Origin of the sequence: Halomonas pelophila, assembly GCF_040196315.1 — a bacterium.
Lineage (GTDB): Bacteria > Pseudomonadota > Gammaproteobacteria > Pseudomonadales > Halomonadaceae > Halomonas > Halomonas pelophila.
Genome location: NZ_JBEGCI010000009.1, coordinates 78,895 through 105,848 on the forward strand (window position 1 = coordinate 78,895; position 26,954 = coordinate 105,848).

At 68.4% G+C, this 26,954-nt stretch carries 23 protein-coding genes and 3 tRNA genes; 6 read left to right on the forward strand and 20 right to left on the reverse strand.

Features of this window, described 5'->3' with window-relative positions; translation table 11 throughout:
• Window positions 1–88: 88 nt before the first annotated feature.
• Together lexA and ABE957_RS11415 are read left to right on the forward strand one after the other, a co-directional pair.
• The gene (lexA, locus tag ABE957_RS11410) at window positions 89–559 is read left to right on the forward strand and encodes a transcriptional repressor LexA (RefSeq protein ID WP_349758821.1); all 471 of its coding nucleotides are present in this window, start codon (window positions 89–91) and stop codon (window positions 557–559) included.
• A complete protein-coding gene (locus ABE957_RS11415; RefSeq protein ID WP_349758822.1) occupies window positions 559–1,179 on the forward strand; it encodes an IMPACT family protein in 621 nt (206 codons plus the stop codon). Before lexA ends, ABE957_RS11415 begins: the two co-directional genes overlap by 1 nt.
• A gap of 100 nt (window positions 1,180–1,279) precedes the next feature.
• On the opposite strand, the gene ABE957_RS11420 is transcribed toward ABE957_RS11415, so the two are convergent.
• Genes ABE957_RS11420 through ABE957_RS11430 form a run of 3 tightly spaced genes read right to left on the reverse strand, consistent with a single transcriptional unit; the run spans window position 1,280 to window position 4,736 of the window.
• Window positions 1,280–2,605: a sodium ion-translocating decarboxylase subunit beta gene (locus tag ABE957_RS11420; RefSeq protein WP_349758823.1), complete on the reverse strand. Its 1,326-nt coding sequence runs from the start codon at window positions 2,603–2,605 to the stop codon at window positions 1,280–1,282.
• Between the two features lie 11 nt (window positions 2,606–2,616).
• On the reverse strand, window positions 2,617–4,437 hold the full coding sequence (gene oadA, locus ABE957_RS11425) for a sodium-extruding oxaloacetate decarboxylase subunit alpha (protein ID WP_349758824.1): 1,821 nt from the start codon (window positions 4,435–4,437) through the stop codon (window positions 2,617–2,619).
• A 50-nt stretch (window positions 4,438–4,487) separates the two neighbouring features.
• Complete coding sequence (locus ABE957_RS11430) at window positions 4,488–4,736, reverse strand: OadG family protein (protein ID WP_349758825.1); 249 nt, start codon at window positions 4,734–4,736, stop codon at window positions 4,488–4,490.
• Window positions 4,737–4,907: 171 nt separating this feature from the next.
• Here ABE957_RS11430 and ABE957_RS11435 point away from each other — a divergent pair, with 171 nt between their 5' ends.
• Complete coding sequence (locus tag ABE957_RS11435) at window positions 4,908–5,900, forward strand: tRNA dihydrouridine synthase (protein ID WP_349758826.1); 993 nt, start codon at window positions 4,908–4,910, stop codon at window positions 5,898–5,900.
• On the opposite strand, the gene ABE957_RS11440 is transcribed toward ABE957_RS11435, so the two are convergent.
• The 5 genes from ABE957_RS11440 to putP are packed head-to-tail and all read right to left on the reverse strand — an operon-like array spanning window position 5,897 to window position 10,760.
• The gene (locus tag ABE957_RS11440; protein WP_349758827.1) at window positions 5,897–6,847 is read right to left on the reverse strand and encodes a 5-oxoprolinase subunit C family protein; all 951 of its coding nucleotides are present in this window, start codon (window positions 6,845–6,847) and stop codon (window positions 5,897–5,899) included. The two genes, ABE957_RS11435 and ABE957_RS11440, sit on opposite strands and share 4 nt — an antisense overlap.
• On the reverse strand, window positions 6,844–7,563 hold the full coding sequence (locus ABE957_RS11445; RefSeq protein WP_349758907.1) for a 5-oxoprolinase subunit B family protein: 720 nt from the start codon (window positions 7,561–7,563) through the stop codon (window positions 6,844–6,846). The genes ABE957_RS11440 and ABE957_RS11445 overlap by 4 nt, the downstream gene beginning before the upstream one ends.
• Complete coding sequence (locus ABE957_RS11450; protein ID WP_349758828.1) at window positions 7,563–8,318, reverse strand: 5-oxoprolinase subunit PxpA; 756 nt, start codon at window positions 8,316–8,318, stop codon at window positions 7,563–7,565. The genes ABE957_RS11445 and ABE957_RS11450 overlap by 1 nt, the downstream gene beginning before the upstream one ends.
• A 53-nt stretch (window positions 8,319–8,371) precedes the next feature.
• Window positions 8,372–9,244 (reverse strand): urea carboxylase-associated family protein, encoded by an 873-nt coding sequence (locus tag ABE957_RS11455; RefSeq protein WP_349758829.1) that lies wholly within the window; start codon window positions 9,242–9,244, stop codon window positions 8,372–8,374.
• Entirely contained in the window at window positions 9,234–10,760 is a 1,527-nt protein-coding gene (putP, locus tag ABE957_RS11460) for a sodium/proline symporter PutP (RefSeq protein WP_349758830.1), read from the reverse strand. Before putP ends, ABE957_RS11455 begins: the two co-directional genes overlap by 11 nt.
• A 159-nt stretch (window positions 10,761–10,919) precedes the next feature.
• On the opposite strand from putP, the gene ABE957_RS11465 reads away from it, so the two are divergent.
• Window positions 10,920–11,828: a LysR substrate-binding domain-containing protein gene (locus ABE957_RS11465; protein WP_349758831.1), complete on the forward strand. Its 909-nt coding sequence runs from the start codon at window positions 10,920–10,922 to the stop codon at window positions 11,826–11,828.
• Window positions 11,829–12,050: 222 nt separating this feature from the next.
• On the opposite strand, the gene ABE957_RS11470 is transcribed toward ABE957_RS11465, so the two are convergent.
• The 9 genes from ABE957_RS11470 to ABE957_RS11510 all read right to left on the reverse strand — a co-directional run bounded on the left by ABE957_RS11470 (window position 12,051) and on the right by ABE957_RS11510 (window position 19,239).
• Window positions 12,051–12,127: transfer RNA gene (locus ABE957_RS11470), tRNA-Arg, on the reverse strand.
• A 73-nt stretch (window positions 12,128–12,200) separates the two neighbouring features.
• A tRNA-Arg gene (locus ABE957_RS11475) sits at window positions 12,201–12,277 on the reverse strand.
• Window positions 12,278–12,298: 21 nt separating this feature from the next.
• Window positions 12,299–12,391, reverse strand: a tRNA-Ser gene (locus ABE957_RS11480).
• Between the two features lie 110 nt (window positions 12,392–12,501).
• Window positions 12,502–12,696, reverse strand: coding sequence for a carbon storage regulator CsrA (gene csrA, locus ABE957_RS11485; RefSeq protein ID WP_349758832.1), 195 nt, complete (start codon window positions 12,694–12,696; stop codon window positions 12,502–12,504).
• Between the two features lie 200 nt (window positions 12,697–12,896).
• Window positions 12,897–14,147 carry an aspartate kinase gene (locus ABE957_RS11490; protein WP_349758833.1) on the reverse strand — a complete coding sequence of 417 codons (1,251 nt, stop codon included), beginning with the start codon at window positions 14,145–14,147 and terminating at the stop codon, window positions 12,897–12,899.
• Window positions 14,148–14,252: 105 nt separating this feature from the next.
• A complete protein-coding gene (gene alaS, locus ABE957_RS11495; RefSeq protein WP_349758834.1) occupies window positions 14,253–16,862 on the reverse strand; it encodes an alanine--tRNA ligase in 2,610 nt (869 codons plus the stop codon).
• A gap of 167 nt (window positions 16,863–17,029) precedes the next feature.
• Window positions 17,030–17,515 (reverse strand): regulatory protein RecX, encoded by a 486-nt coding sequence (locus ABE957_RS11500; RefSeq protein ID WP_349758835.1) that lies wholly within the window; start codon window positions 17,513–17,515, stop codon window positions 17,030–17,032.
• A 3-nt stretch (window positions 17,516–17,518) separates the two neighbouring features.
• The gene (recA, locus tag ABE957_RS11505) at window positions 17,519–18,583 is read right to left on the reverse strand and encodes a recombinase RecA (RefSeq protein WP_349758836.1); all 1,065 of its coding nucleotides are present in this window, start codon (window positions 18,581–18,583) and stop codon (window positions 17,519–17,521) included.
• A gap of 143 nt (window positions 18,584–18,726) precedes the next feature.
• Window positions 18,727–19,239: a CinA family protein gene (locus tag ABE957_RS11510; protein WP_349758837.1), complete on the reverse strand. Its 513-nt coding sequence runs from the start codon at window positions 19,237–19,239 to the stop codon at window positions 18,727–18,729.
• Window positions 19,240–19,393: 154 nt separating this feature from the next.
• Between ABE957_RS11510 and mutS the strand changes: the two genes are divergently transcribed.
• Window positions 19,394–21,982 carry a DNA mismatch repair protein MutS gene (gene mutS, locus ABE957_RS11515; protein ID WP_349758838.1) on the forward strand — a complete coding sequence of 863 codons (2,589 nt, stop codon included), beginning with the start codon at window positions 19,394–19,396 and terminating at the stop codon, window positions 21,980–21,982.
• Window positions 21,983–22,140: 158 nt separating this feature from the next.
• Window positions 22,141–22,464: a ferredoxin FdxA gene (gene fdxA, locus ABE957_RS11520; RefSeq protein WP_349758839.1), complete on the forward strand. Its 324-nt coding sequence runs from the start codon at window positions 22,141–22,143 to the stop codon at window positions 22,462–22,464.
• A gap of 582 nt (window positions 22,465–23,046) precedes the next feature.
• Here fdxA and eno read toward each other — a convergent pair.
• From eno to pyrG, 3 genes are read right to left on the reverse strand one after another with little or no spacing between them, the layout of a single operon-like run.
• On the reverse strand, window positions 23,047–24,339 hold the full coding sequence (eno, locus tag ABE957_RS11525) for a phosphopyruvate hydratase (RefSeq protein ID WP_349758840.1): 1,293 nt from the start codon (window positions 24,337–24,339) through the stop codon (window positions 23,047–23,049).
• 35 nt (window positions 24,340–24,374) lie between these two features.
• On the reverse strand, window positions 24,375–25,241 hold the full coding sequence (gene kdsA, locus ABE957_RS11530) for a 3-deoxy-8-phosphooctulonate synthase (RefSeq protein WP_349758841.1): 867 nt from the start codon (window positions 25,239–25,241) through the stop codon (window positions 24,375–24,377).
• Between the two features lie 5 nt (window positions 25,242–25,246).
• Window positions 25,247–26,902: a CTP synthase gene (gene pyrG / locus ABE957_RS11535; RefSeq protein WP_349758842.1), complete on the reverse strand. Its 1,656-nt coding sequence runs from the start codon at window positions 26,900–26,902 to the stop codon at window positions 25,247–25,249.
• Between the last annotated feature and the right edge of the window lie 52 nt (window positions 26,903–26,954).

Below are 26,954 nucleotides of genomic sequence, written 5' to 3' on the forward strand. Positions count from 1 at the left end.
CAGCTTTCCCTTGCCAGTTTGCGGCCGGCTGCTATGCTCGTGAAATACTGTATGTATCAACAGGTTTAGACGACCGGGGAGAGACCGCATGCCCAACGTCACACCGCAGTACCTGCAGCGCCGACCCAACCTGCCCCTGGCCGAGGCCTGGGAGGCCATCGAGGCCGAGGCCCTGACCGAGATCCCGATGCTTGGCCAGGTCTCGGCGGGCATGCCCATCGAGGCCTGTCCGGAGGCCGGCAGCATCCGCGTGCCCACGACCATGGTGCGCCGCAACACCTACGCCCTGCGGGTGCGCGGCGACTCCATGGTCGATTGCAATATCTTCGACGGGGATGTGATCATCATCGAACGCCGCGAGAGCGCCGAGAACGGCGAGACCGCCGTGGTGATGATCAATGACCAGGAGGTCACCCTGAAGAAGTTCTACATCGAGAAGTCGGGCGTGCGTCTGCAGCCGGCCAACGAGCGCATGGCGCCGATCTACCTGCGCAACGACGACGTCCAGGTGATCGGCCTGGTGATGGGCGTGGTGCGCCAGACGGAACTGGCCGCCTGATGCGCTACGCGGTACCCGACCTGCCGCCCGGCCACCGGCACGAACGCGAACTCGAGGTGGAGAAGAGCCGCTTCATCGCCTGGATCTGTCACGCGCCGGACGCGGCCGCCTTCGAGGCGCTGCTCGCCGAGGCCCGCCGCCTGCACCCCAACGCCAGCCACCACTGCACGGCCTGGATCGCCGGCCCGCCCGGCGAGCAGACCGCCATCGGCTTCTCCGACGACGGCGAACCCGGCGGCACCGCCGGGCGCCCGATGTTCCAGGTGCTGGACGGCGCGACCCTGGGCCAGGTGGGCAGCGTGGTGACTCGCTACTTCGGCGGCACCAAGCTCGGCACCGGCGGCCTGGCTCGCGCCTATTCCCGAGCCGTCGCCCAGGCGCTGGAAACGCTGCCCCGGCGCGAGGTGGTCGAACGCGCGCCCCTGCGCCTCAAGGTCGACTTCGCCGGCGAGGCCGAGGCCCGTGCCTGGCTGGCCGAGCGCGACGTGCCGGTCGAGCAGGCCGACTACGGCGCCGAGGGGGTCCAGCTGACCGTGGGCTGGCCAAGCGACGCGCCCGTCGAGCTGAGCGCGCTTTCAACGCGCCTGCGCGGGCGCCTTGCCCTGCTGCAGGACGACTGAGCGGCCCTGTTCAGACCGAGCGGCCCGCCCCACTGACCGATGCCCATCACATAAAAAACGGCGCCCGCAGGCGCCGTTTGTGCTGGCAGACCACTCGGCCTCAGCCGAGGTACTTGATCATCACCCCGGCGGCCACCGCCGAGCCGATCACCCCGGCCACGTTGGGCCCCATGGCGTGCATCAGCAGGAAGTTGTGGGGGTTGGACTCGAGCCCCACCTTGTTGGAGACCCGCGCCGCCATGGGCACCGCCGAGACGCCGGCGGAGCCGATCAGCGGATTGATCGGCATCTTGCTGACGGTGTTCATCAGCTTGGCCATCAGGATGCCGCAGGCCGTACCGATGGCGAAGGCCACCATGCCCAGCGCCAGGATGCCCAGGGTCTCCACCGCCAGGAAGCGGTCGGCGATCAGCTTGGAGCCCACCGAGAGCCCCAAAAAGATCGTCACGATGTTGATCAGGGCATTCTGGGTGGTGTCGGAGAGACGCTCCACCACGCCGCTCTCGCGCATCAGGTTGCCGAAGCAGAACATCCCCAGCAGCGGCGCCGCATCGGGCAGGAACAGCACCACCAGGATCAGCAGGCTGAGCGGGAAGACGATCTTCTCCAGCTTCGAGACCGGGCGCAGCTGCGTCATGGTGATCTCGCGTTCCCGCTTGCTGGTCAGCGCCTTCATGATCGGCGGCTGGATCAGCGGCACCAGCGCCATGTAGGAGTAGGAGGCCACGGCGATGGCGCCCAGCAGCTCCGGCGCCAGGATGCTCGAGACATAGATCGAGGTGGGGCCGTCGGCGCCGCCGATGATGCCGATGGCGGCGGCCTGGTTGAGCGAGAAGTCCATCCAGCCCATGGCCGACATGCCCACCGCCCCGAGCAGGGTGGCGAAGATGCCGAACTGCGCCGCCGCGCCCAGGAACAGGGTGCGCGGATTGGCCAGCAGCGGGCCGAAGTCGGTCATCGCGCCCACGCCCATGAAGATCACCAGCGGGGCGATGCCCGAGGCGATGGCCACGCTGTAGAACTGGTAGAGCATGCCGTGGGCGTAGCCGCCATCCATGGCCACGTCATTGGCGGCGCGCACCAGGGCCGGCGAGATATCGCCGTGCAGCACCTCGGCGAGGCTGTGCCGCCAGGCCTCGATCCCGCCGGCCGGGTCCAGGCTGAGCTGCAGGGCCTGGGCCATCTGCTCGAGCAGCGCCGGCTGCGCCATGTGCGCCGCCTGCTCGGCGGCCGACAGGGCCAAGCCCGCCTCGGGGATGTTGGCCAGGATGCCGCCGAAACCGATCGGCACCAGCAGTAGCGGCTCGAACTTCTTCTGGATGGCGAGGTAGAGCAGCAGCAGCCCAACCAGCACCATCACGGCCTGGCCCAGGGTCAGGTTGTAGAGCCCCGAGCCGTACCAGAGGGTCAATATCTTGTCTGACATGAAAACCGTCCTCAGAGCTCGATCAGGACATCACCGACGGCGACGCTGTCGCCCTCGCCGACCTTGATGGCGGAGACGGTGCCGGCGCTCGCCGCCCGCACCTCGGTCTCCATCTTCATGGCCTCGAGGATGATCACCACGTCACCCTCGGCGACGCTGTCGCCCTCGCGCACGTTGACCTTGAAGATGTTGCCGGCCAGCGGCGCGGTGATGCTCTCGCCCGAGGGCGCGGCCGGCGCCGGGGCGCTCGCGGCCGGCTGGCCGCCGCCCTGCTCGGTCACCTGGCCGATCTCGCCGCCCTCGGCGACCTCGACCACGTACTGCTTGCCGTTGACGGTGACGGTGTAGGTCTCGGGGCCGGCCGGCGCCGGGGCCTCGGCCACGCTCTTCTGGGCAGTCGCCGGCAGGTTGGCCGGCTGCGCCTCGGCGGCCTGAGGCGCCGGCTCGAAGGCGTCGGGGTTGTCGCGGTTCTGCAGGAACTTCAGGCCGATCTGCGGATAGAGCGCATAGGTCAGGACGTCGTCGATCTCGCGCTCGCCCTCGGCGAGGCGGATGCCCTTCTCCTTGGCCTTCTCCTTGAGCTCGGCGGTGAGGGTCGCCATCTCGGGCTCGAGCCGGTCGGCGGGACGGCAGGTGATCGGCTCGCCTCCGTCCAGCACCCGCGCCTGCAGCTCCTCGTTGAACGGGGCCGGGGCGGCACCGTACTCGCCCTTGAGGACCGCCTGGACCTCCTTGGAGATAGACTTGTAGCGCTCGCCCATCATCACGTTCATCACCGCCTGGGTGCCGACGATCTGCGAGGTCGGGGTGACCAGCGGGATGAAGCCCAGGTCCGCGCGAACCCGCGGGATCTCGGCGAGCACGTCGTCGAGCTTGTCGGCGGCGCCCTGCTCCTTGAGCTGGCCTTCCATGTTGGTGAGCATGCCGCCCGGCACCTGGGCGACCAGGATCCGCGAGTCGATGCCCTTGAGCGAGCCCTCGAAGGCGGCATACTTCTTGCGCACCTCGCGGAAGTAGGCGGCGATCTCCTCGAGCAGCTCCAGGTCCAGGCCGGTGTCGCGCTCGGTGCCCTGAAGCATGGCGACGAGGGATTCGGTCGGGCTGTGGCCGTAGGTCATCGACATGGAGGAGATCGCCGTGTCGACGTTGTCGATGCCCGCCTCGGCGGCCTTGAGGGCCGTGGCGGTGGACAGGCCAGTGGTCGCGTGGCACTGCATGTGGATCGGGATACCCACGACCTTCTTGAGCTTGCTGACCAGCTCATAGGCGTCGTAGGGCTTGAGCAGGCCGGCCATGTCCTTGATCGCCAGGGAGTCGGCGCCCATGTCGGCGATGGTCTTGCCGAGCTCGACCCAGCCGTCCAGGGTGTGCACCGGGCTCACCGTGTAGGAGAGCGTGCCCTGGGCGTGGCCCTCGACCCGACGCACGGCCTGGATGGCTCGCTCGAGGTTGCGCGGGTCGTTCATGGCGTCGAAGACGCGGAACACGTCCACTCCGTTGGTCTTGGCCCGCTCGACGAACTTGTCGACGAGGTCATCGCCATAATGACGGTAGCCGAGCAGGTTCTGGCCGCGCAGCAGCATCTGCTGCGGGGTGTTGGGCATCGCCTCCTTCAACGCCCGTATCCGCTCCCACGGATCCTCGCCGAGATAGCGGATACAGGCGTCGAAGGTCGCGCCGCCCCAAGATTCCAGCGACCAGAAGCCGACACGATCGAGCTTCTCGGCGATCGGCAGCATGTCGTCCAGGCGCATGCGCGTGGCGAACAGCGACTGATGGGCGTCGCGCAAGACGACATCGGTGATACCGAGCGGGCGTGTCTTGTCATTCATGGTGTTGACCTTGTCGTTATGAATGGGAGGGGGAAGGCGGGACGATCGCCTCAGCGCTTGTGGCGCTGGCGATAGCGGTGCACCGCCGCGCTGATGACCACGGTGAGGTCATCGTCCTGGCGCGCGGCCGGGGCACGGGAATCACGGGCGGCGGGAGCGACCGGCTCGGGGAAGAAGCGGCCGATCGTCTTGGACATCAGCGTGGTAACGCCCACCAGCACGGTAAGAAAAACAAAGACGAAGCCCATGCCGAGGCCCATCAGGGCGAGGCCCTCGTTTATCAGCTGCGAATCCTGCATGCGAATTCTCCTGACTCTTGCGGCAAGTTGGGCGAGAAACGGCAAAAAAACCCGACTTGCGCATTTTTTGTGATCATATAACCTGCCAGATCCCCGACAGATTGCAATGGCGTCATGGTGGAAGTCAGCGTTGTTAATTTACTACATAAGGGTCGAATCGGCCTAGCGCCCATGGAGGGGGTCATCGACGCGGTGACCCGCGACCTGCTGACGCGCGCCCCCGGCTTCGACTGGGTGGTGACCGAGTTCGTGCGCGTCGTCGATGCCCGGCTGCCGCCCCGCGTCTTCTACAAGCACTGCCCGGAGCTTGAGACCGACACGGCCCCCGCCACCCCGAGCGGCGTGCCGGTGACGCTGCAACTGCTCGGCTCCGACCCCGCGGCGCTGGCCGCCAACGCCCGGCAGGCGCTGCGCCTCGGCGCCACCGGGGTGGATCTCAATTTCGGCTGCCCGGCCAAGCTGGTCAATCGCCACGACGGCGGCGCCTCGCTGCTGCGCGACCCGCGCCGCGTGCATGCCGCCGTGGCGGCGGTGCACGCGGCCGTGGGCGAGGCGATCCCGGTGACCGCCAAGGTCCGCCTGGGCTTCGCCGACCGCCGCCTGGCGCTGGCCTGCGCACTGGCTACCCAGGATGCCGGCGCCCAACGGCTGGTGGTCCACGGTCGCACCCGGAACGAGGGCTACCGCCCCCCCGCCCACTGGGAGTGGATCGGCCGGATCCGCCAGCGCCTGTCCATTCCGGTGGTCGCCAACGGCGACATCTGGACCCTGGAGGACTACTGGAAGGCGCGCACGCTCTCCGGCTGCCGCGACGTGATGCTCGGCCGCGGAGCCCTGGCCGATCCCCGCCTGGCCGGTCGCATCCGCCACTGGCAGGCCACCGGCGAACGCCTACCGGAGACGCCCTGGCACGCGAGAGCGGCGATTCTCGCCGAGTTTGCTGCAACGCAGCGTAGCACGCTGCCCGACCGCGTCGTCACCTCACTGCTTAAACAGTGGCTCAACCATATGCGCCAGCGCGACGCCGAGGCCGCCCGCCGCTTCCAGGCGCTCAAGCGCATCACCCAGCTCGATGCCCTGCTCGAAGGGCTGCTCGAGGGGCTGGCCGCGCCAGCGCCCCACCCCAGCTTCCAGGCCACTACGGAAGCGACGCTCAGCGCCTAGCCTGCCCCCATTGTTGCGAGGAAGCGCCGATGGCGCGCCTGAGCCTGCCCCAGCGGCGTCGCCACCAGCTGCACCTCCTGGCCGGGCGCGCACTGGGCGAGCCGCGCGCAGGCCAGCGGCGTGAGGGTGCCCAGGCGCGGATAGCCGCCGATGGTCTGGCGGTCGTTGAGCAGCGCGATGGGCTGGCCGTCAGGCGGCACCTGCACCGCGCCCAGCGCGATGCCCTCCGAGATCAGGCCGGACAGCCGGCAGCTCAGCGCCGGCCCGCGCAGCCTGACGCCCATGCGATCCGCACGGGTATCGACCCGCCAGGCCTCGTTGAAGGCCCTAAACAGGCTCGAGCCGGAGAAGTCCGCCACCTGCGCCCCGGGAATCAGCGCCAGCCGCGCCGGGCGGCGATAGTCGTGCCGCTCCCCCTCGGGGACCGTCCCCTCGGGCGCGTCACGCGCGCCGGCATCGAGGCCGAAGCCCAACCGGTCGCCCGTGGCCAGCGCACGCCCGTCGCCGGCGTGCCCACCGAGCCCCTCGCGGGCGACGCAGGCCAAGCTGCCCAGCACCGGCTCGCCGCGGAAGCCGCCCGGCACGGCCAGGTAGGACCGCAGGCCACTCGACGGCGTGGCGAAGCTGAGCCGCTGCCCCTCGCGCAGGGTGACGACGCACCAGGGCGCAACCGGCGCGCCCTCGACGCTCGCCTGCAGGTCCGCCCCGCCGAGCGCCAGCCGCGTGGTCCGCTCGGCGACGAGGACGAGCCCGCCCAATGAGATCTCCAGCGCCGCCGCGTCCCAGGCATTGCCCAGCAGGCGGTTGGCCCAGGCGAAAGCGTGCAGATCGGCCGGCCCGCCCTGGGTGACGCCGAGCCGGCGGGTGCCGAAGCGCCCGGCATCCTGAAGCATGGCCAGCGGCCCGGCCCGCTCGACCCGCAGGTAGCCCATCTCGTGCTGACTCATGACGCGACCTCCGCCAGCGGGGCCACGGGCGCGGTGTCGCCGCCCAGGCGTTCGAATTCACGGCGGGTGATGGCGGTGAAGCGCACCCGGTCACCGACCGACAGCAGGCTCAGCCCCTCGCGGCCGAGATCGAAGAGCCTCGCGGGGGTGCGCCCCAGCAGGTTCCAGCCGCCCGGCGAGACCCGTGGATAGGCCGAGGTCTGCCGCCCGGCCAGGGCCACGCTGCCGGCCGGCACCCGCGGCCGCGGGGTGGCCAGGCGCGGCGTCTCGAGGCGAGCATCCACGCTGCCCATGAAGGCGAAGCCCGGCGCGAAGCCCAGCGCGAAGACGCGATACTCCTGCCCCGCGTGGAGCGCGATCACCTCGCCGAGCGACAGGCCGGTGCTCGCCTGCAGGCGCGCGAGCTCCGGCCCCACGGCGGGGTCGTACCAGACCGGCAGCGTCTTGACCTCGCCGCCCTGTGGCTCCTCCCCCGCCGCCAGGTCCTCGAGCAGGCCCGCGAGCTTGGCGCGGGCCTCGGCCGCCGTCAGGCGCAGGGGATCGTAGTGCACGAGCAGGGTGGTGTAGGACGGCACCAGATCGACCAGCGCCTCACCGAAGGCCGCCTCGCAGCGGCGGCAGAGCGCCATCATCGCCGGCATGTTGCCCTCGTCGATGGCGTCGAACAGGCGCACCAGCCAGGCGTCGACCCCGGCATTCTCCAGGCGTGCGCGCATCATGCCGCCCCCTCGAGCCGGTCCAGCTCGCGACGGATCGCCGCCACCGCGGCGATCGATTCCGGATTGTCGCCGTGCACGCAGAGCGTCTGCGCCTCGAGGACGAGGGCGCTGCCGTCGCTCGCCGTGAGCGGCATCCCGCGGGCGATGCGGCGCGCCTGATCGAGGATGCGCTCGGGATCGCGATGCACCGCCCCGGGCTCGGCGCGGCTCACCAGGTGCCCGTTGCCGTCGTAGGCCCGGTCGGCGAAGGCCTCGAGCCACAGGGTGATGCCGTGCTCGGCGGCGAGCTCCCGGGCCACCGCCGGGTCGCGGGTCGCCATCGCCATCAGCGGCAGGTCGGCATCGAAGACCGCCAGCGCCCGCATCACCGCCGCCAGCCGCGCGGGGTCGCGCATCATGTCGTTGTAGAGCGCGCCATGGGGCTTTACGTAGCCCAGACGCGCGCCCTCGGCCCGGCACATCGCGGCCAGGGCGCCGAGCTGGTAGAGCACCAGGTTCTCGACCTCCTCGGCCGAGCAGGCCAGGGAGCGACGCCCGAAGCCGACCAGGTCGGGATAGGCCGGGTGCGCCCCGACCGTGACGCCGTGCTGCGCCGCCAGGCGCACGGTGGCGCGGATGGTATCCGGGTCGGCGGCGTGAAAGCCGCAGGCCACGTTGGCCAGGTCGACCAGCGGCATGACCCGGGCATCGCAGCCCATCTTCCAGGGCCCCAGGCTCTCGCCCATGTCGGCATTGAGCAGCAGTCGCGGCATGTGCCCTCCTCCTCGCCGTGGTGTGATCGGGCCCCGCGGCCGGGGCCCGGGGGTCAGCAGCAGCGCTGCCGCTTGATCTCGGTCCAGTCGGTGTCCGGCGCGCGGCGCCCGTGGCGGCCGCGGTAGGGCGCGGGCTCCGGCGAGCGCCAGCCGGCCAGACGCGCCTCGTCCAGGGCGTAGATCTCGACGCCGAGGGGGTGGCAGGTTTCCAGCGGGTCGCGCGCGTCGGGGCCCCACAGGTCCACCGACAGGTCACCGCCGGGGCAGCAGGACATGGCGCAGAGCAGGTCGATCTCGGCGAAGAACTCGAGATAGTCGCCCTTGCGCGCCGGGCAGGCCTTCATGAAGTACTGGTCGTCGTCGTTGAGCCCGGTGCACTGGAAGATGTTGAGCACGTCGTGGACGTCGAACTCGGTCAGCCCCCAGGGCTCCACGGCGCGCACCAGGTTGGAGTGGCAGTGGAAGTCGAAGTCCTCGCCGGTGAGCAGGCGATTGACGTAGGGATCGCAGCGCGTGCCCAGCAGGTCGTGGACGCGCCCACCCTCGTCGTCGACCCCGTAGTCGGCCAGGGTGTCGTCGATGATGGTGGCCATGGGACGCAGGTACGGCAGCGTCGACCACAGGCGATCGTAGGTGCTGACGTGGGCGCGCTGCAGCTGGCGGGTGCGCGAGGCCCACATGCGCTCGCGCGGATTGTGCAGGTTCCACATGTTGAAGTCGCCGACCTGGGAGCCCTCGATCACCTTGACCCGGAAGACGTGCCCCGCCGGCACCGTCCACGCCAGGCCGTCGCGCAGCGGCACCACGTGGCTCTCGACCAGGCGGCGCTCACCGTGCGCCTGGGTCAGTCGGTCATAGAAGGCCTGGTCCACGTCGAGGATCGAGCCCTGGGTGGCCTGGTAGGCCGCGGGTACCTTACTGCTCATGGGAAACTCCTTGCGCCTTGGCGGCGGTCGGTTCAGAAAGGGAATCCTGGGGGCGGCGCCAGGTGCGCATCAGCGTCTCGAAGCACTCGCGCTCGGCGCGCCCCTCACTCATGCGGCTGACCAGCACCACCGCCAGCAGCGACAGCGCGAAGCCGGGCACCACCTCGAACATGTCGAAGATGCCCGCCGGACCGCCGGAGAGCGGCTTCCAGACGGCCACGGTCACGGCGCCCACCAGCAGGCCGGCGATCGCCCCGTTACGGGTCATGCCGCGCCAGAACAGCGACAGCAGGATCACCGGACCGAAGGCGGCACCGAAGCCGCCCCAGGCGTAGGAGACCAGGTCGAGGATGCTGCTGTCGCGATCCTGGGCCATGAAGGTGGCCAGCAGGGCCACGGCCAGCACGCTCGCCCGGCTCAGCCAGACCAGCTCGCGCTGGCTCGCCGCGGGGCGCACGAAGCCGCGATAGAGATCCTCGGCCAGGGCGCTGGAGCAGACCAGCAGCTGGGAATCGATGGTGCTCATGATGGCCGCCAGCACGCCGGCCAGCACGAAGCCTGCCACCCAGGGGGTGAGCATCACGTTGGAGAGCTCGATGAAGACCCGCTCGCTGTTCTCGAGGCTGCCGCCGAACCAGTGATAGCCCAGCGCGCCGACCGCCACCGCCGAGCCCATGGTGATCGCCGACCACAGCAGGGCGATGCGCCGCGAGACCTTGACGTCCTCGCGCCGCCGAAGCGCCATGAAGCGTACCACCACGTGGGGCTGGCCGACGTAGCCGATGGCCCAGCCGGCCAGCGACAGCATGCCGACCAGGGTCATGCCCTCCATCATCCCGCCCAGCGGCTCGACGGCCTCGACCGAAGCGGCGGCCGGAGAGGCCTCGCCGTTGCTCAGCGCCAGCAGCGTCATGATCGCCACCGCAAACAGCGCCGCGGCCATCATCAACCCCTGAATCAGGTCGGTCCAGGAGGCGGCCAGGAAGCCGCCGAGGAAGGTGTAGGAGACGATCACCGCCGCCCCGGTCCACAGCGCCACCCGGTAGTCGATCTCGAAGAGGCTCTCGAAGAGCACGGCCCCGCCGACCAGGCCGGCCGAGACATAGAAGGTGAAGAACACCAGCATCACCACCGAGGAGACGGTGCGCAGGATCCGTTGGCGGTCGACGAAGCGCGCCTCCAGGTAGTCGGGAATGGTCAGGGCGTTGCCGGCGGCCTCGGTGAAGACCCGCAGCCGTTCGGCGATCAGCGACCAGTTGAGGTAGACCCCGAGCAGGGTCCAGACCGCGATCCAGGCCTGGGACAGGCCGCCCGTGAAGATCGCCCCGGGCAGACCCATCAGGGCCCAGCCGCTGAGGTCAGAGGCGCCGGCACTCAGGGCGGCGACGCCCGGGGGCAGGTTGCGCCCGCCGAGAATGTAGTCCGAGAGGTCGCGCGTAGCGAGATAGAAGTAGATCCCGATGCCGAGCATCAGCATCAGGTAGATCGCGAAAGACATCAGTACCGAAGTGCTCATGGACAGCCCCGTCTTGAACCTTGTTGTCGATTGTGGTGGTCGATCTCCCCCGCGCCGGCAACGAGTGAACGCCAGGCGAGATGGGGCGCTCAGGCTATCGATGATATTCTGTCAAAAAAAGTGATATAAAATCCTCGCAAACTTGATCTGAGATCATCTATGCCACGACCCTCCCTCTCCGCCCTCAAGACCTTCGAGGTCGTCGCCTACAGCGGCAGCCTGACGGCCGCCGCGGCGATCCTGAGCGTCACCCAGTCGGCGGTCAGCCACCAGCTGCGCCGCCTGGAAACGGTGCTCGGCGCCCGCCTGATCACCCGCCAGGGGCGCGGCATCTGCCTGACGCCGCGCGGCGCCCAGCTGGCGGAAGAGCTGCGGGAGGGGTTCACGCGAATCGATACGGCCGTCGACACCTTCGTCAGGCAGCAGAGCAGTAGCCAGTTGCGGATCGGATGCCTGCCCTCGGTGGCCGTGCGCTGGCTGATTCCGCGGCTCAGTCGCTTTCGACAGCAGCATCCCGGCATCTCGATCAGCTTGCAGTACGCCGGCGCCCTCGAGGAGCGCCTCCCCCGCGATGCCGACGTGCTGATCACCTGGCAGGATGCGGCACCGACCGTAGCGGCCGAGCGCCTGCGGCTCTTCAGCGGCGCCACCTGGCCGGTGGCGAGCCCCCTCTACCTGGAGCAGGCCGCGCCGCTGCATACCCCCGGCGACCTGCTCAACCAGGAGCTGCTCCACGACGAGACCTATCGCCCCTGGCAGCAGTGGTTTCGCCGCCACGGGCTGATGCCGCCCATGATCGACACGGGTGTGCTCTACCAGGACTTCAACCTGCTGAGTGCGGCGGCCGTGGCCGGCCAGGGGGTCGCCCTCTGCCCGCCGGTGCTGATCGAGAACGAGCTGGCCCAGGGCACCCTGGTCAGACTCTTCGACGCGCCGGCCAACGAGGAGCGTGGCTATTGGCTGTTCTATCGCCCGGACCCCACCGCGGCGATGACGGCCTTTCGCGACTGGCTGGCGGCGGAAGCGAGCGCCCTGCCCTGCGACACCCGGGGGACGGACGCCCCCTGAGCCGCGGCGAAAGCCGACCATCGCGCTCGAGGAGACGGCCCGAGACGACGACCTAAGACCAGAGAAAGACGCCGGACAAAAAAAGAGGCGCACGTCGCAATGCGACGGCGCCCCAAACGATCGCGGAGCCGGGGCCCATCCTGGGCGCGACCGGTCCGGCTAGCGAGAAAACATCGAAACAAAACAGAAGACCCGCCCTCGTGGTGAGGACGGGTCGTAATCTGGCGCGCCCGGGAGGATTCGAACCTCCGACCACCTGATTCGTAGTCAGGTACTCTATCCAGCTGAGCTACGGGCGCGAAAGGCAACGAGCAGACTCATTGCGGGGACGGGTACGACGGCGTGAAGCAGTCGATCACATCCAGATGAAGATGGCGCGCCCGGGAGGATTCGAACCTCCGACCACCTGATTCGTAGTCAGGTACTCTATCCAGCTGAGCTACGGGCGCTTGATCTTCATGTGTCGATAATGGCGGAGAGGGAGGGATTCGAACCCTCGAAGAGGCTATAAACCCCTTACTCCCTTAGCAGGGGAGCGCCTTCAGCCACTCGGCCACCTCTCCCTCATCGGCACGGTGCGTATCCTACCGTTCTGTAAGGCCATTGTCCAGCGGTCCCGGCAACTTTTCGCTACCGGCCCGTGGCACCAAGGCCCACGATCGTCCGCTTCGCCCTAATCGTCGTTCTCGACGTCGGTCTCGGACTTCTCGCGCTGGATACGCTGGTAGATCTCCTCACGATGCACGGCGACATCCTTGGGCGCATTGACGCCGATGCGGACCTGGTTGCCCTTGACGCCAAGGACGGTGACGGTGACGTCGTCACCGATCATCAGGGTTTCGCCGACACGGCGGGTCAGGATGAGCATGACTGATCTCCTTCTCAGACTTCTGGCTACGGGATGCTCGCCGGGAGGGACGACATGGCTGCATTGTGCGACAACTCGCCGTCCCTGACCACTGATGCCAACGCGTGGCCGGCCAGCACCACGTTGAAAGAAGGCTCTTTGACACAGGTGTCGGCGATCCTCCTAGAAGCGTAGAAGGTGTCGGCGACTCGAGTGAGCCCTTATTCCTGCTCGATGCTGCGCTTGTCGAGGCCGAACGCCTTGTGCAGCGCCTTGACCGCCAGCTCCATGTGCTTCTCGTCGATCACCACGGAGATCTTGATCTCGGAGGTGGAGACCATGCGGATGTTGATGTTCTCGTCGGCCAGCACGCGGAACATCTTGGAGGCCACCCCGGCGTGCGAGCGCATGCCCACGCCGACCAGCGAGACCTTGGCGATGTTGTCGTCGCCGCGCAGATCACCGCCGCCGAGGTCGGGAATCACCTGATCCTGGAGGATCTTCATGGTCTGGCGGTAGTCGCCCTTGGCCACGGTGAAGGTGAAGTCGGTGTAGTCGCCGGCGGGCGCCACGTTCTGCACGATCATGTCGATCTCGATGTTGGCATCGGCGATCGGGCCCAGGATGCGCGAGGCGACGCCCGGCACGTCCGGTGTGTTGAGCAGGGTGAGCTTGGCCTCGTTGGCGGTGAAGGCGATACCGGAGATCAGCGGTTCTTCCATGGAATCCTCGTCTTTGTCAGAGTCTGCAATGATCAGGGTGCCGGGGCCGCCCTCGAAGCTGGACAGCACGCGCAGCGCGACGTTGTACTTGCCGGCGAACTCGACGGCGCGGATCTGCAGGACCTTGGAGCCGAGGCTCGCCAGTTCCAGCATCTCCTCCACGGTGATGGTCTCCAGGCGCTGCGCCTTGGAGCAGACCCGCGGGTCGGTGGTGTAGACGCCGTCGACGTCGGTATAGATCTGGCACTCATCGGCCTTGAGCGCCGCGGCCAGGGCCACGCCGGTGGTGTCGGAGCCGCCGCGACCGAGGGTGGTGATGTTGCCGTCCTCGTCGACCCCCTGGAAGCCGGCGACCACCACCACCTGACCCGCGTCCAGGTCGGCCTGCAGCTCGTCGGTCTCGATGCGCTGGATGCGCGCCTTGGTGTGGGCGCTGTCGGTCTGGATGCCCACCTGGGAGCCGGTGTAGGAGGTCGCCGGCACGCCCAGCTTGTGCAGGGCCATGGCCAGCAGCGAGATGGTGACCTGCTCGCCGGTGGAGACCAGCATGTCCATCTCGCGCGGGGTCGGCTCGTCATTGATCTCGTTGGCCATGCCGATCAGGCGGTTGGTCTCGCCGCTCATGGCGGAGACCACGACCACGATCTGGTGGCCCTGGTCGCGAAAGCCCTTGACCTTCTCGGCCACGGCCTTGATGCGCTCCACGGAGCCCACCGAGGTGCCGCCGAATTTTTGTACGTATAGTGCCATTTGCCGTTTTCCCTCGTATGTCGAGTGCGCATAGCGCTCGGATGAGTGAAAGGTGTCCAGATACGACGAGGGCCGGTGCATCGCTGCTACCGGCCCTTGTGTATCCTACTTCAGTCGCTCCTCGACCCAGACGGGTACGCTCGCAAGCGCACCCGGCAGTGCCGAGACATCGCTACCCCCGGCCTGGGCCATGTCGGGTCGGCCGCCGCCCTTGCCGCCGACCTGGGAGGCCACGTGGTTGACCAGCTCGCCGGCCTTGACGCGGCCGGTGAGGTCGTCGGTCACGCCGGCGATCAGGCTGACCTTGCCGGCCTCGGCGTCGGCGACGCCCAGCACCACGATGCCGGAGCCCAGCTTGTTCTTGAGCTGATCGAGCATGCCGCGCAGCTCCTTGCCGGCCACGCCGTCGAGACGCTTGGCCAGCACCTTGATGCCCTCGACCTCATGGGCCTCGCCGAGCATGTCGTTGCCGGCGGCGCTGGCAAGCTTGGCCTTGAGCCGCTCGAGTTCCTTCTCCAGGGTGCGGTTGCGCTCGAGCAGCGAGTCGACGCGCTCCTCGGCCTGCTCCGGCTTGGCCTTGAGCCGCTCGCCGATACGGTTCAGGCGCGCCTCCTGCTCGCGGAACCAGGCGAGCGCGCCCGCCCCGGTGATCGCCTCGATGCGCCGCACGCCGCTGGCGATCCCCGCCTCGCTGACGATGTGGAAGCAGCCGATGTCGCCGCTGCGGGCGACGTGGGTGCCGCCGCACAGCTCGATGGAGAAGTCGTCGGCGCCGATGGTCAGCACGCGCACGCTGTCGGAGTACTTGGCCTCGAACAGCGCCGCCGCCCCCTTCTCCTTGGCCTCGTCGAGGGTCATCTGCTCGGTGCGCGTCGCCGCGTTGGCGAGAATCTGCTCGTTGACCAGGCGCTCCACCTCGGCCAGCTGCTCGCCGGTCAGCGGCTCGAAGTGGCTGAAGTCGAAGCGCAGGCGCTCGGGGGTGACCAGCGAGCCCTTCTGCTGGACGTGATCGCCGAGCACCATGCGCAGCGCCTTGTGCATCAGGTGGGTCGCCGAGTGGTTGCGCACCGTGGCGGCGCGCAGGCTGGCGTCTACCCGGGGATGCACCAGGGCACCCACGGCCAGCTCGCCTTCGAGCAGTACGCCGTGGTGCAGGTGATGGCCGGCCTGCTTCTGGGTGTCGGTGACCAAAAAGCGCCCGCCGTCGAGCTCCAGGTAGCCGGTATCGCCGACCTGGCCGCCGGACTCGCCGTAGAACGGTGTGCGGTCGAGCACCACGACGCCGCGCTGCTCGGGGGTCAGCTTGGCCAGGGCGTTGCCCTCGCGATCGACGATGGCGGTGACCGTGGCGCGATCCTCCAGCTGGTCATAGCCGGTGAAGGCGGTCTCGCCCTCGAGCTCGATCGCCGCCGTGTAGTCGGCGCCGAACTGGCTGGCCGCCCTGGCGCGCTCGCGCTGGGCCTCCAGCGCCTCCTGGAAGCCGGCCTCGTCGAGGCTGACGTCACGCTCGCGGCAGACGTCGGCGGTCAGGTCGTAGGGGAAGCCGTAGGTGTCGTAGAGCTTGAAGACCGTCTCGCCGGGCAGGGTATCGCCCTCGAGTTCGGCCAGGGCCTCCTCGAGCAGGCCCATGCCGTGCTCCAGGGTGCGGGCGAACTGCTCCTCTTCCTTGAGCAGCACGCGCTCGATCTGATGGCGCGCCTCGCGAAGCTCCGGATAGGCCTCGCCCATCTCCGCGTCCAGCGCGCCCACCAGCTTATGGAAGAAGTTGCCGCGCGCGCCGAGCTTGTGGCCGTGGCGGATGGCGCGGCGGATGATGCGACGCAGCACGTAGCCGCGCCCCTCGTTGGAGGGCAGCACGCCGTCGGCGATCAGGAAGGCGCAGGAGCGGATGTGGTCGGCGATCACCCGCAGCGAGGGGGCAGTGGTGTCACCGTGGCCGGTGGCCCGAGCCGCGGCCTCGAGCAGGTGCTGGAAGAGGTCGATCTCGTAGTTGGAGTGCACGCCCTGCATCACCGCGGCGATGCGCTCCAGGCCCATGCCGGTGTCGATGGAGGGCTTGGGCAGCGGATTGAGGGTGCCGGCCGCGTCACGATCGAACTGCATGAACACCAGGTTCCAGATCTCGATGTAGCGGTCGCCATCCTCTTCCGGGCTGCCGGGCGGGCCACCCCAGACCTCGGGTCCGTGATCGAAGAAGATCTCGGAACTCGGCCCGCAGGGGCCGGTGTCGCCCATCTGCCAGAAGTTATCCTCGTCGAGCTTGGAGAAACGTTCGGGGTCGATGCCCATCTCGTCCTTCCAGATGCGCTCGGCCTCGTCGTCGCTGATGTGCACCGTGACCCACAGCTTCTCCTTGGGCAGCCCCAGCACCTCGGTCAGGAAGGTCCAGGCGAAGCGGATGGCGTCGCGCTTGAAGTAGTCGCCGAAGCTGAAGTTGCCCAGCATCTCGAAGAAGGTGTGGTGGCGGGCGGTATAGCCGACGTTGTCCAGGTCGTTGTGCTTGCCGCCGGCGCGCACGCAGCGCTGGGACGAGGTGGCACGCACGTAGGGGCGCGGGTCGCGACCCAGGAAGACGTCCTTGAACGGCACCATGCCGGCGTTGGTGAACAGCAGGGTCGGATCGTTGCCTGGCACCAGCGAGCTGGAGGGCACGATGGTGTGGCCCTGCTCCTCGAAGAAACTCAGGAAAGCCTGTCTGATGTCTGCGCTTTTCATGGGGTATCCGTAGCGATGAGCATGGTGGCCCGGTGGGTCGGCAAGCGGCGTGTCGATGCCGGTATCGGCTCGCCACTGCGCCACAGGAGCGCCACCCGGGGCATTCGCAAAGGGGGGCATTATAGCGCAGTTGTCAATCGACTGAAGGGGAGCGGGCCGATGCGGGCTCAGTCGTCGGTCAACCAGGCCGCTTCCAGGGCGTGGCGCACCTGGTCGAAATCGAAGCCGCGGCCGGCCAGGAAGCGCTCGCGCCGGGCGCGCTCGCGGGGGGTATCGCCCGGGCCGGGAAAGCGCCGCGCCAGGGCCTCACAGGCGAGGGCGAACCAGTCGCCCTCGCCGCGCCGGGCGGCCTCGTCGAAGGCGTGGCGAATCTCCTCGCGATCCAGCCCGCGACGCTCCAGGTCGAGACGAATCTTCATAGGCCCCTGGCCGCGCAGGATGCGCGAGCGCAGGAATCCCTCGGCGAAGCGCTCGTCGGACTGCAGGCCCTGCTCGGCCAGGGCATCGAGGCACTCGGCGATCGCCTCGGCCTCGTGCCCCTTGGCCGCCAGCCGCTCGGCCAGCTCGTGTCGCGAATACTCGCGACGGGCCAGCAGGCGGATGGCGTCGCTGCGGGGCGTCGACTCGCCGCCCCCCGAGGTATCGCTGAGCATGGCTTAGGCCCGGTCGTCGCCGCCGTCCTCGGCGGCCAGCGTTTCGTCGGCGGCCTCTTCCTTCTTCGGCTCCACCGGGGTCAGCAGCTGGGCGCGGATCTGGCTCTCGATCTCCTCCATCACCGCCGGGTTGTCCTCGAGGAACTGGGCGGCGTTGGCCTTGCCCTGGCCGATCTTGTTGCCCTGGTAGCTGTACCAGGCGCCGGCCTTGTCGACCAGCTTGCACTGCACGCCGAGATCGACCACCTCGCCAGCATGGTAGATCCCCTTGCCGTAGAGGATCTGGAACTCGGCCTGGCGGAACGGCGGCGCCACCTTGTTCTTGACCACCTTGACCCGGGTCTCGTTGCCGGTCACCTCATCGCCCTGCTTGACCGAGCCGGTGCGACGGATATCCAGGCGCACGCTGGAGTAGAACTTCAGCGCGTTGCCACCGGTGGTGGTCTCGGGGCTGCCGAACATCACGCCGATCTTCATGCGGATCTGGTTGATGAACACCACCATGCAGTTGGCGTTCTTGATGTTGCCGGTGATCTTGCGCAGCGCCTGGGACATCAGGCGCGCCTGCAGGCCGACGTGGGAGTCGCCCATCTCACCCTCGATCTCGGCCCGCGGCGTCAGCGCCGCCACCGAGTCGATGATGATCACGTCGACGCCGCCGGAGCGCACCAGCATGTCGCAGATCTCCAGCGCCTGCTCGCCGGTGTCCGGCTGGGAGACCAGCAGGTCATCGAGATTGACGCCAAGCTTCTCGGCATAGCTCGGATCCAGGGCGTGCTCGGCGTCGATGAAGGCGCAGGTCTTGCCCTGCTTCTGGGCCTGAGCGATCACCGACAGGGTCAGGGTGGTCTTGCCCGAGGATTCCGGGCCGAAGATCTCGACCACCCGGCCCAGCGGCAGCCCGCCGATGCCGAGCGCGATGTCCAGGCCCAGCGAGCCGGTGGAGACCGACGGCATCACCACGCGGGGCGCATCGCCCAGGCGCATCACGGTGCCCTTGCCGAACTGGCGCTCGATCTGGGAGAGGGCAGCATTCAGCGCCTTGCTGCGGTTTTCGTCCTGAGCCATGAAGAAACTCCTGAAAGGTAGCGAATGGGACGTGCCGAATGAGAGTAACGACGGCCGTCAACCACTGTATGACTGAACAGTATTATGGCGAAAAATTCGCGTCGCGACCAGCGTCATGAGCGGCAATGCGCGCCGGATGGAGGTCAGATGGGCCTCAGCCGCCGCACCAGGCCGATCAGCGCCTCTCGCACTGCCTGCTCGCGCACCGCGGCGCGATCGCCAGGAAAGTGATGACACGTCGACTCGGCCCCCTCGGCGCTGCCCCAGGCCAGCCAGACGGTGCCCACGGGCTTGTCGACGCTGCCGCCGCCGGGGCCGGCGACGCCGCTGATCGCCACGCCGAGCCCCGCGCCGCTGTCGCGGCAGGCGCCGATGACCATCGCCTCGACGACCTCGCGGCTCACCGCGCCGTGCTCAGCCAGCAGCGCCTCGGGAACCCCGAGCAGCCGCGTCTTGGCGCCGTTGGCGTAGGTCACGTAGCCGGTCTCGAACCAGGCGGAGCTGCCGGCCACGGCGGTGATGGCGCTGGCCACCCCGCCGCCGGTGCAGGACTCCGCCGCGGTGACGGTGATACCCCGCGCGCGGCAGCGCTCGCCGAGACGCTCGGCGAGGCCCCGCAGATCATGGCGCTCGAGATCCTCGGCGTGCGCGGTCATGGCCTTCCTCCCTGACGATGGTGACCCGCCGGCGGCCTGACGTCGACCGCCCTTGGGCGTAGAATACTGGCTTTGCCCGAGACATGCATGGCGTGCCCGACGCCGGTCTCCCCCGCATCTCGCCACCCTCTTCACCGAACGTCCAAGGAAGCCCATGTCACAGGCCAGCGCCCAGCATACCCCGATGATGAGCCAGTTCCTGAAGATCAAGCGCGAGCACCCCGACGTGCTGCTCTTCTACCGCATGGGCGACTTCTACGAGCTGTTCTTCGATGACGCCAGACGCGCCGCCGCCCTGCTCGACATCACCCTCACCCAGCGCGGCCAGTCGGCCGGCCAGCCGATCCCCATGGCCGGCGTGCCCTACCACAGCGCCGAAGGCTACCTGGCCCGGCTGGTGGCCGCCGGGGAATCGGTGGCGATCTGCGAGCAGATCGGCGACCCGGCGACCAGCAAGGGACCGGTGGAGCGGCGCGTGGTGCGCATCGTCACCCCCGGCACCCTCTACGACGAGGCGCTGCTGGATGCCCGTCGCGACAACCTGCTGGTGGCCATGGCGCCGCTCGGGGCACGCTGGGGGCTGGCCTGGCTGGAGCTCTCCAGCGGGCGCTTCAGCGTGCTGGAGGTCGAGGGCGAAGGCGAGATGCTCGCCGAACTCACCCGGCTGGACCCGGCCGAGCTGCTGGTCGCCGAGAGCCTGTCGCTGCCGCCGGCCCTGGAGGGCCGGCGCGGCCTGCGCCGCCAGAGCGACTGGCTGTTCGACCTCGAGAGCGCTGAGCGCACCCTGTGCGATCAGTTCCAGGTCCAGGACCTGCGCGGCTTCGGCTGCGCCCACCTGGAGGCGGCCATCACCGCCGCCGGGGTGCTGGTCGACTATGCCCGGGACACCCAGCGCACCGCCCTGCCCCACGTCACCGCCATCGGCGTGGAGAGCCGCGAGGACGCCGTGGTGATCGACGCGGCCAGCCGGCGCAACCTGGAGATCGACGTGAACCTCGGCGGCACCGCCGACAACACGCTGGCCAGCGTGCTCGACACCACCGCCACGGCCATGGGCTCGCGACTGCTCAAGCGCTGGCTCAACCGTCCGCTGCGCGACCGCGACCAGGTCGGCGCCCGCCAGGCGGCGGTGGCGCTGCTGCTCGACGACGAGGGCTTCGAGCCCCTGCGCGACTCGCTCAAGGCGATCGGCGACGTCGAGCGCATCCTCGCCCGGGTCGCCCTCTACAGCGCGCGGCCCCGCGACCTGGCGCGCCTGCGCGACGCCCTGGTCGCCCTGCCCGCCCTCGAGGCCGAGCTTGCGCACTACGCCGAGGGCACCACGCTTGACGAGCTCAGGCGCCATATCCACCCCTATCCGGAGCTCGCCGACACCCTGAGCCGCGCCCTGGTGGAGAACCCGCCGGTGGTGATCCGCGATGGCGGGGTGATCGCCGAGGGCTTCGACGCCGAACTCGACGAGCACCGCGGGCTCGCCGAGCACGCCGGCGACTACCTGGTGGCCCTGGAGACCCGGGAGCGCGAACGCACCGGGCTTGCCGGCCTCAAGGTCGGCTACAACCGGGTCCACGGCTACTACATCGAGATCCCCCGCGCCCAGGCCCGGGACGCCCCGGTGGACTACGTGCGCCGCCAGACCCTCAAGAACGCCGAGCGCTTCATCATCCCCGAACTCAAGGAGTTCGAGGACAAGGCGCTCTCGGCCAAGTCCCGGGCGCTGGCCCGGGAGAAGCTGCTCTACGACGGCCTGCTCGACACCCTGAACGCCGAGCTCGCCACCCTGCAGGATACCGGCCGGGCGCTCGCGGGGCTGGACGTGCTGTGCGCCTTCGCCGAGCGCGCCCGGGCGCTGGAGCTCGTGCGCCCGTCGCTGCCCGGGGCGCCGGGCATCGACATCCGCGGCGGGCGCCACCCCGTGGTCGAGCAGGTCAGCGAGGCGCCCTTCGTGCCCAACGACCTGGTCATGGACGACGCGCGCCGGATGCTGGTCATCACCGGCCCCAACATGGGCGGCAAGTCGACCTACATGCGCCAGGCGGCGCTGATCACCCTGCTCGCCCATACCGGCAGCTTCGTGCCGGCGGAGGCGGCCAGCATCGGCCCGGTGGATCGCATCTTCACCCGCATCGGCTCCTCGGACGACCTGGCCGGCGGGCGCTCCACCTTCATGGTCGAGATGACCGAGACCGCCAGCATCCTGCACAACGCCACCGACCAGAGCCTGGTGCTGATGGACGAGATCGGCCGGGGCACCAGCACCTTCGATGGCCTGTCGCTGGCCTGGGCCAGCGCCGAGCACCTGACGCGCTCGCGGGCCTTTACGCTGTTTGCCACCCACTACTTCGAGATGACGGCACTGCCCGAGCAGGCCGAGGGGGTGGCCAACGTGCACCTGACGGCCGCGGAGCACCGCGACGGCATCGTCTTCATGCACCGGGTGGAGGATGGCCCGGCCAGCCAGAGCTACGGCCTGCAGGTGGCCCAGCTCGCCGGCGTGCCCCAGGCGGTGATCGCCCGCGCCCGGGAGAAGCTGGCCACCCTCGAGCAGCAGGAGATCGACCAGGGCAGCCGGCTGCCGCCGGCCGCGGCCGGCGACGAGCGATCTACCGGTGCCCCCCGCCAGGCCGACCTCTTCGCCAGCACGCCCCATCCGCTGGTCGAACAGCTGGGCGAGCTGGACCCCGACGCGCTGTCGCCGCGCCAGGCCCTGGAGCTGCTCTACCGCTGGAAAGAGGCGCTGTGAATGGCCGACAATGGCGGCCCGACGCGCTTGCGGGCGCCCCGTGCCGCGACTAGAATGGCTCGACCAAAAGCCTTGAAATTATAAGAAATGCTTTTCTTATAACCAATATCGAATCAATGACTATCGGCCACGCCCCGGCCGGAGAATGGGAGACTGGCATGACATTCGTCGTCACCGAGAACTGCATCAAGTGCAAGTACACCGACTGTGTCGAGGTCTGCCCGGTGGACTGCTTCTACGAGGGTCCCAATTTCCTGGTGATCCACCCCGACGAGTGCATCGACTGCGCGCTCTGCGAGCCGGAGTGCCCCGCCGAGGCGATCTTCGCGGAGGATGAGCTGCCAGAGGGCCAGGAAGCGTTCATCGAGATCAATGCCGAGCTGTCCGAGGTGTGGCCCAACATCAGCGAGAAGCAGGATCCGCCGGAAGACGCGGAGAGCTGGGACGGCAAGCCGGGCAAGCTGGAGCTGCTTGAGCGCTGAGCAACACGCACGGAACAAGCCCGCCAGACACGACGACGCCGGATGTCTCTCGACATCCGGCGTCGTCGTTGTGTCCTGAACCAGGCCGCCAACCGCGCGATCCAGCAAGCTCTCGGCCAACAAGTTCTCGGCCGCAAAAAAGGCGGCCCGCAGGCCGCCCGCTCCCAGCCAATCCTTGAGCGGTTCCCTCCGCTCGACTCCCGTGATGACGTCCCTGCCCGGGGGCGGCGTCCTGCCGCGCCGAGCGCATCACTCTTGCTTGCATCCCAATGCATCCTGCCGGAGAGCGTTGCCACTCTCCCCTAATCCCGAGGCCATTGTGACACGCCGGCCCGGCCACACAAGCTTGCCCATGGCGACTTGCGAGGCTCCTCGTCACCGGCCTCTCGCGACCAAAAAACCAAAAAAGGGTTTAAAATCAATATAATAAAAAGGGCCTACCCCGCAAAGGGTCGGCCCTGTCCGACGCATGAATAGCGAATGTCGTCGTCACCGTGTAGGCGATCTCCTACACGAGGCCACACCAAAGGCAACACTGTTCGCTGACTCGATGCGCTTACTCGAAGTACTTACTCGACGTGCTTACTGGCCCTTGATCGCGGCGCGCCCCGGGTAGTCGACCGCCTCGCCCAGCTCCTGCTCGATCACCAGCAGACGGTTGTACTTGGCGACGCGATCCGAGCGGCACAGCGAGCCGGTCTTGATCTGGCCGGCACAGGTACCCACCGCGAGATCGGCGATGGTGGTGTCCTCGGTCTCGCCGCTGCGATGGGAGATCACCGCGGTGAAGCCGGCATCCTGGGCCATGCGCACGGCCTCCAGGGTCTCGGAGAGCGAGCCGATCTGGTTGAACTTGATCAGGATGGAGTTGCCGATCTGCTCGTCGATGCCGCGCTTGAGGATACGGGTGTTGGTGACGAAGAGATCATCGCCCACCAGCTGGACCTTGTCGCCGAGCTTGTCGGTCAGGGCCTTCCAGCCGTCCCAGTCGGACTCGTCCATGCCGTCCTCGATGGAGACGATGGGGTACTGGTCGCACAGCTCGGCCAGGTAGTCGGCGAAGCCCGCGGCATCGAAGCTCTTGCCCTCGCCGGACAGGTTGTACTCGCCGTCCTGGTAGAACTCGGAGGAGGCGCAGTCGAGGGCCAGGGTCACGTCGCTGTCGAGCCCGTAGCCGGCGTTGGAGACGGCCTCCTTGATCACCGCCAGCGCCTCGGCGTTGGAGGCGAGGTTCGGCGCGAAGCCGCCCTCGTCGCCCACCGAGGTGGAGAGGCCGCGGGCGGAGAGCACCTTCTTCAGGGCGTGGAAGATCTCGGCGCCCATGCGCAGGCCTTCGCGGAAGCTCGGCGCGCCCACCGGCTGGATCATGAACTCCTGGATGTCGACGTTGTTATCGGCATGCTCGCCGCCGTTGAGGATGTTCATCATCGGCACCGGCATCAGGTAGCGGCCCGGCTGACCGTAGAGCTCGGCGATATGGGCGTAGAGCGGCACGCCCTTGGCGGTGGCGGCGGCCTTGGCGGCGGCCAGGGAGACGGCCAGGATGGCGTTGGCGCCCAGCGTGGCCTTGTTGTCGGTGCCGTCGAGCACCCGCATGGCATCGTCCAGGCCGTGCTGGTCGCAGGCATCCATGCCGATCAGGCGCTCACGAATCCCGCTGTTGATGGCCTCCACGGCCTTCAGCACGCCCTTGCCCAGATAGCGACTCTTGTCGCCGTCACGCAGCTCCAGGGCCTCGCGGGAGCCGGTGGAGGCGCCGCTCGGGGCGCACGCCACGCCGATGGCGCCGCTCTCCAGGCGCACTTCGGCCTGGACGGTTGGATTGCCGCGTGAGTCCAGCACCTCGAGGGCGCGGATGTCGACGATATGGGTCATCTTGTTGGTCCTTGTCGTGTCAGCGTTGGGAAGAATCAGGAAATCTCGAGAGGCGCGAACCCCTTGACCAGATCATCGATGGCCTTCAGCTGGGCCAGGAAGGGCTCCAGGCGGTCCAGCGGCAGGGCGCAGGGCCCGTCGCACTTGGCGTTGTCCGGGTCGGGATGGGCCTCGAGAAAGAGCCCCGCCAGGCCCACCGCCACGCCGGAGCGCGCCAGCTCGGCGACCTGCTGACGCCGGCCGCCGGCGCTGTCGGCCCGGCCACCCGGGCGCTGCAGGGCGTGGGTGACGTCGAAGAACACGGGGTAGCCCGTCTGCTTCATGTCGCCGAAGCCGAGCATGTCGACGACCAGGTTGTTGTAGCCGAAACTGGAGCCGCGCTCGCAGAGCAGCAGCCGGTCGTTGCCGGCCTCCTCGCACTTGCGCAGGATGTGGCGCATCTCGTGGGGAGCCAGGAACTGCGGCTTCTTGATGTTGATCACCGCCCCGGTCTCGGCCATGGCCACCACCAGGTCGGTCTGGCGCGCCAGGAAGGCCGGCAGCTGGATGATGTCGGCGACCTCGGCCGCCGGCGCGGCCTGCCAGGGCTCGTGCACGTCGGTGATGATCGGCACGCCGAAACGCTCCTTCACCTCGGCCAGGATCTCCAGGCCCTTGTCGAGGCCCGGGCCGCGGAAGGAGTGGATGGAGCTGCGGTTGGCCTTGTCGAAGCTCGCCTTGAAGACGTAGGGCATGCCGAGGCGAGACGTCACCTCGACGTAGGTCTGGGCCACCTCGAGGGCCAGTTCGCGGGACTCCAGCACGTTCATGCCGCCGAGCAGCATCAGCGGCAGGGAGTTGCCGGCCTCGAGGCCGGCAATGCCGATGTGTCGCTCCGGGGTCTCACCTTGGGATGCCGACATCGACCTCACTCCTGGTGGACGGACTGGGCACGCGTGCGTGCCGTCTTGTGCTCCAGCGCCGCGCTGACGAAGCCGGTGAACAGCGGATGACCGTCACGCGGCGTGGAGGTGAACTCGGGGTGGAATTGGCAGGCGACGTACCAGGGGTGATCCGCCAGTTCGACCACTTCCACCAGGGAGTTGTCGACGCTCTTGCCGGAGACCACCAGGCCCGCCTGCTCGAGCTCGCCGATGAACTGATTGTTGACCTCGAAGCGGTGGCGATGGCGCTCGACGATCTCGTCGCTGCCGTAGGCCTCGCGGGCCTTGCTGCCGGCCTTGAGCTGACAGACCTGGCCGCCCAGGCGCATGGTGCCACCGAGATCGGAGGCCTCGTCGCGCAGCTCGACCTTGCCCTCGGGGCTCAGCCACTCGGTGATCAGGCCCACGACCGGGTGCTGAGTATCGTGGGTGAACTCGGTGGAATCGGCGTCGTCCCAGCCGGCCACGTGGCGCGCGAACTCGATCACCGCCACCTGCATGCCGAGGCAGATGCCGAGGTAGGGGATGCCGTTCTCGCGAGCAAAGCGGGCAGTGGCGATCTTGCCCTCGACGCCGCGCTCGCCGAAGCCGCCGGGCACCAGGATGGCGTCCTTGCCGGCCAGGCGCTCGGCGCCGTGGTGCTCGATGTCCTCGGAGTCGATGTAGTCGACGTTGACCTTGATGCGGGACTGGATGCCCGCGTGGATCAGCGCCTCGTTGAGCGACTTGTAGGCGTCGAGCAGCTCCATGTACTTGCCGACCATGGCGATGTTGACCGACTTCAGCGGGTTGAGCTTGGCATCGAGCACCTTCACCCACTCGCCGAGGTCCGCCTCGCCGGGCTCCAGGCGCAGCTTGTCGCAGACGATGTCATCGAGGCCGCGCTCGTGGAGCATCAGCGGGATGCGATAGATGGTGTCGGCATCCTGAAGGGGGATGACGGCACGCTCCTCGACATTGGTGAACAGCGCGATCTTGCGACACTCGGTCTCCTCGAGCTCCACTTCGCTGCGGCAGATCAGGATATCCGGCTGGATACCGATCGAACGCAGCTCCTTGACGCTGTGCTGGGTCGGCTTGGTCTTGGTCTCGCCGGCCGTCTTGATATAGGGCACCAGGGTCAGGTGCATGAAGATCGCCCGGCTCGCGCCCAGCTCGCTTCTGATCTGGCGGATCGATTCCAGAAACGGCAGCGACTCGATGTCGCCCACGGTGCCGCCGATCTCGACCAGCGCCACGTCGAAGCCCTTGCCGCCCTCGTACACCCGGCGCTTGATCTCGTCGGTAATGTGCGGGATGACCTGCACGGTGCCGCCCAGGTAGTCGCCGCGACGCTCCTTGCGCAGCACGTGCTCGTAGACGCGACCGGTGGTGAAGTTGTTGGCCTGGGTCATCTTCGTGCGGATGAAGCGCTCGTAGTGCCCCAGGTCGAGGTCGGTCTCGGCGCCATCCTCGGTGACGAACACCTCGCCGTGCTGAAAGGGGCTCATGGTGCCCGGATCCACATTGATGTAGGGATCGAGCTTGAGCATGGTGACCTTGAGGCCGCGCGCCTCGAGAATCGCCGCCAGCGAGGCCGACGCGATGCCCTTGCCGAGAGAGGACACAACGCCGCCGGTCACGAAGATATATCGTGTCATGGAGAACCTGTCGAAACGTGATCGGTAGGCACGGCAGGAAGCCGGGCCAGGA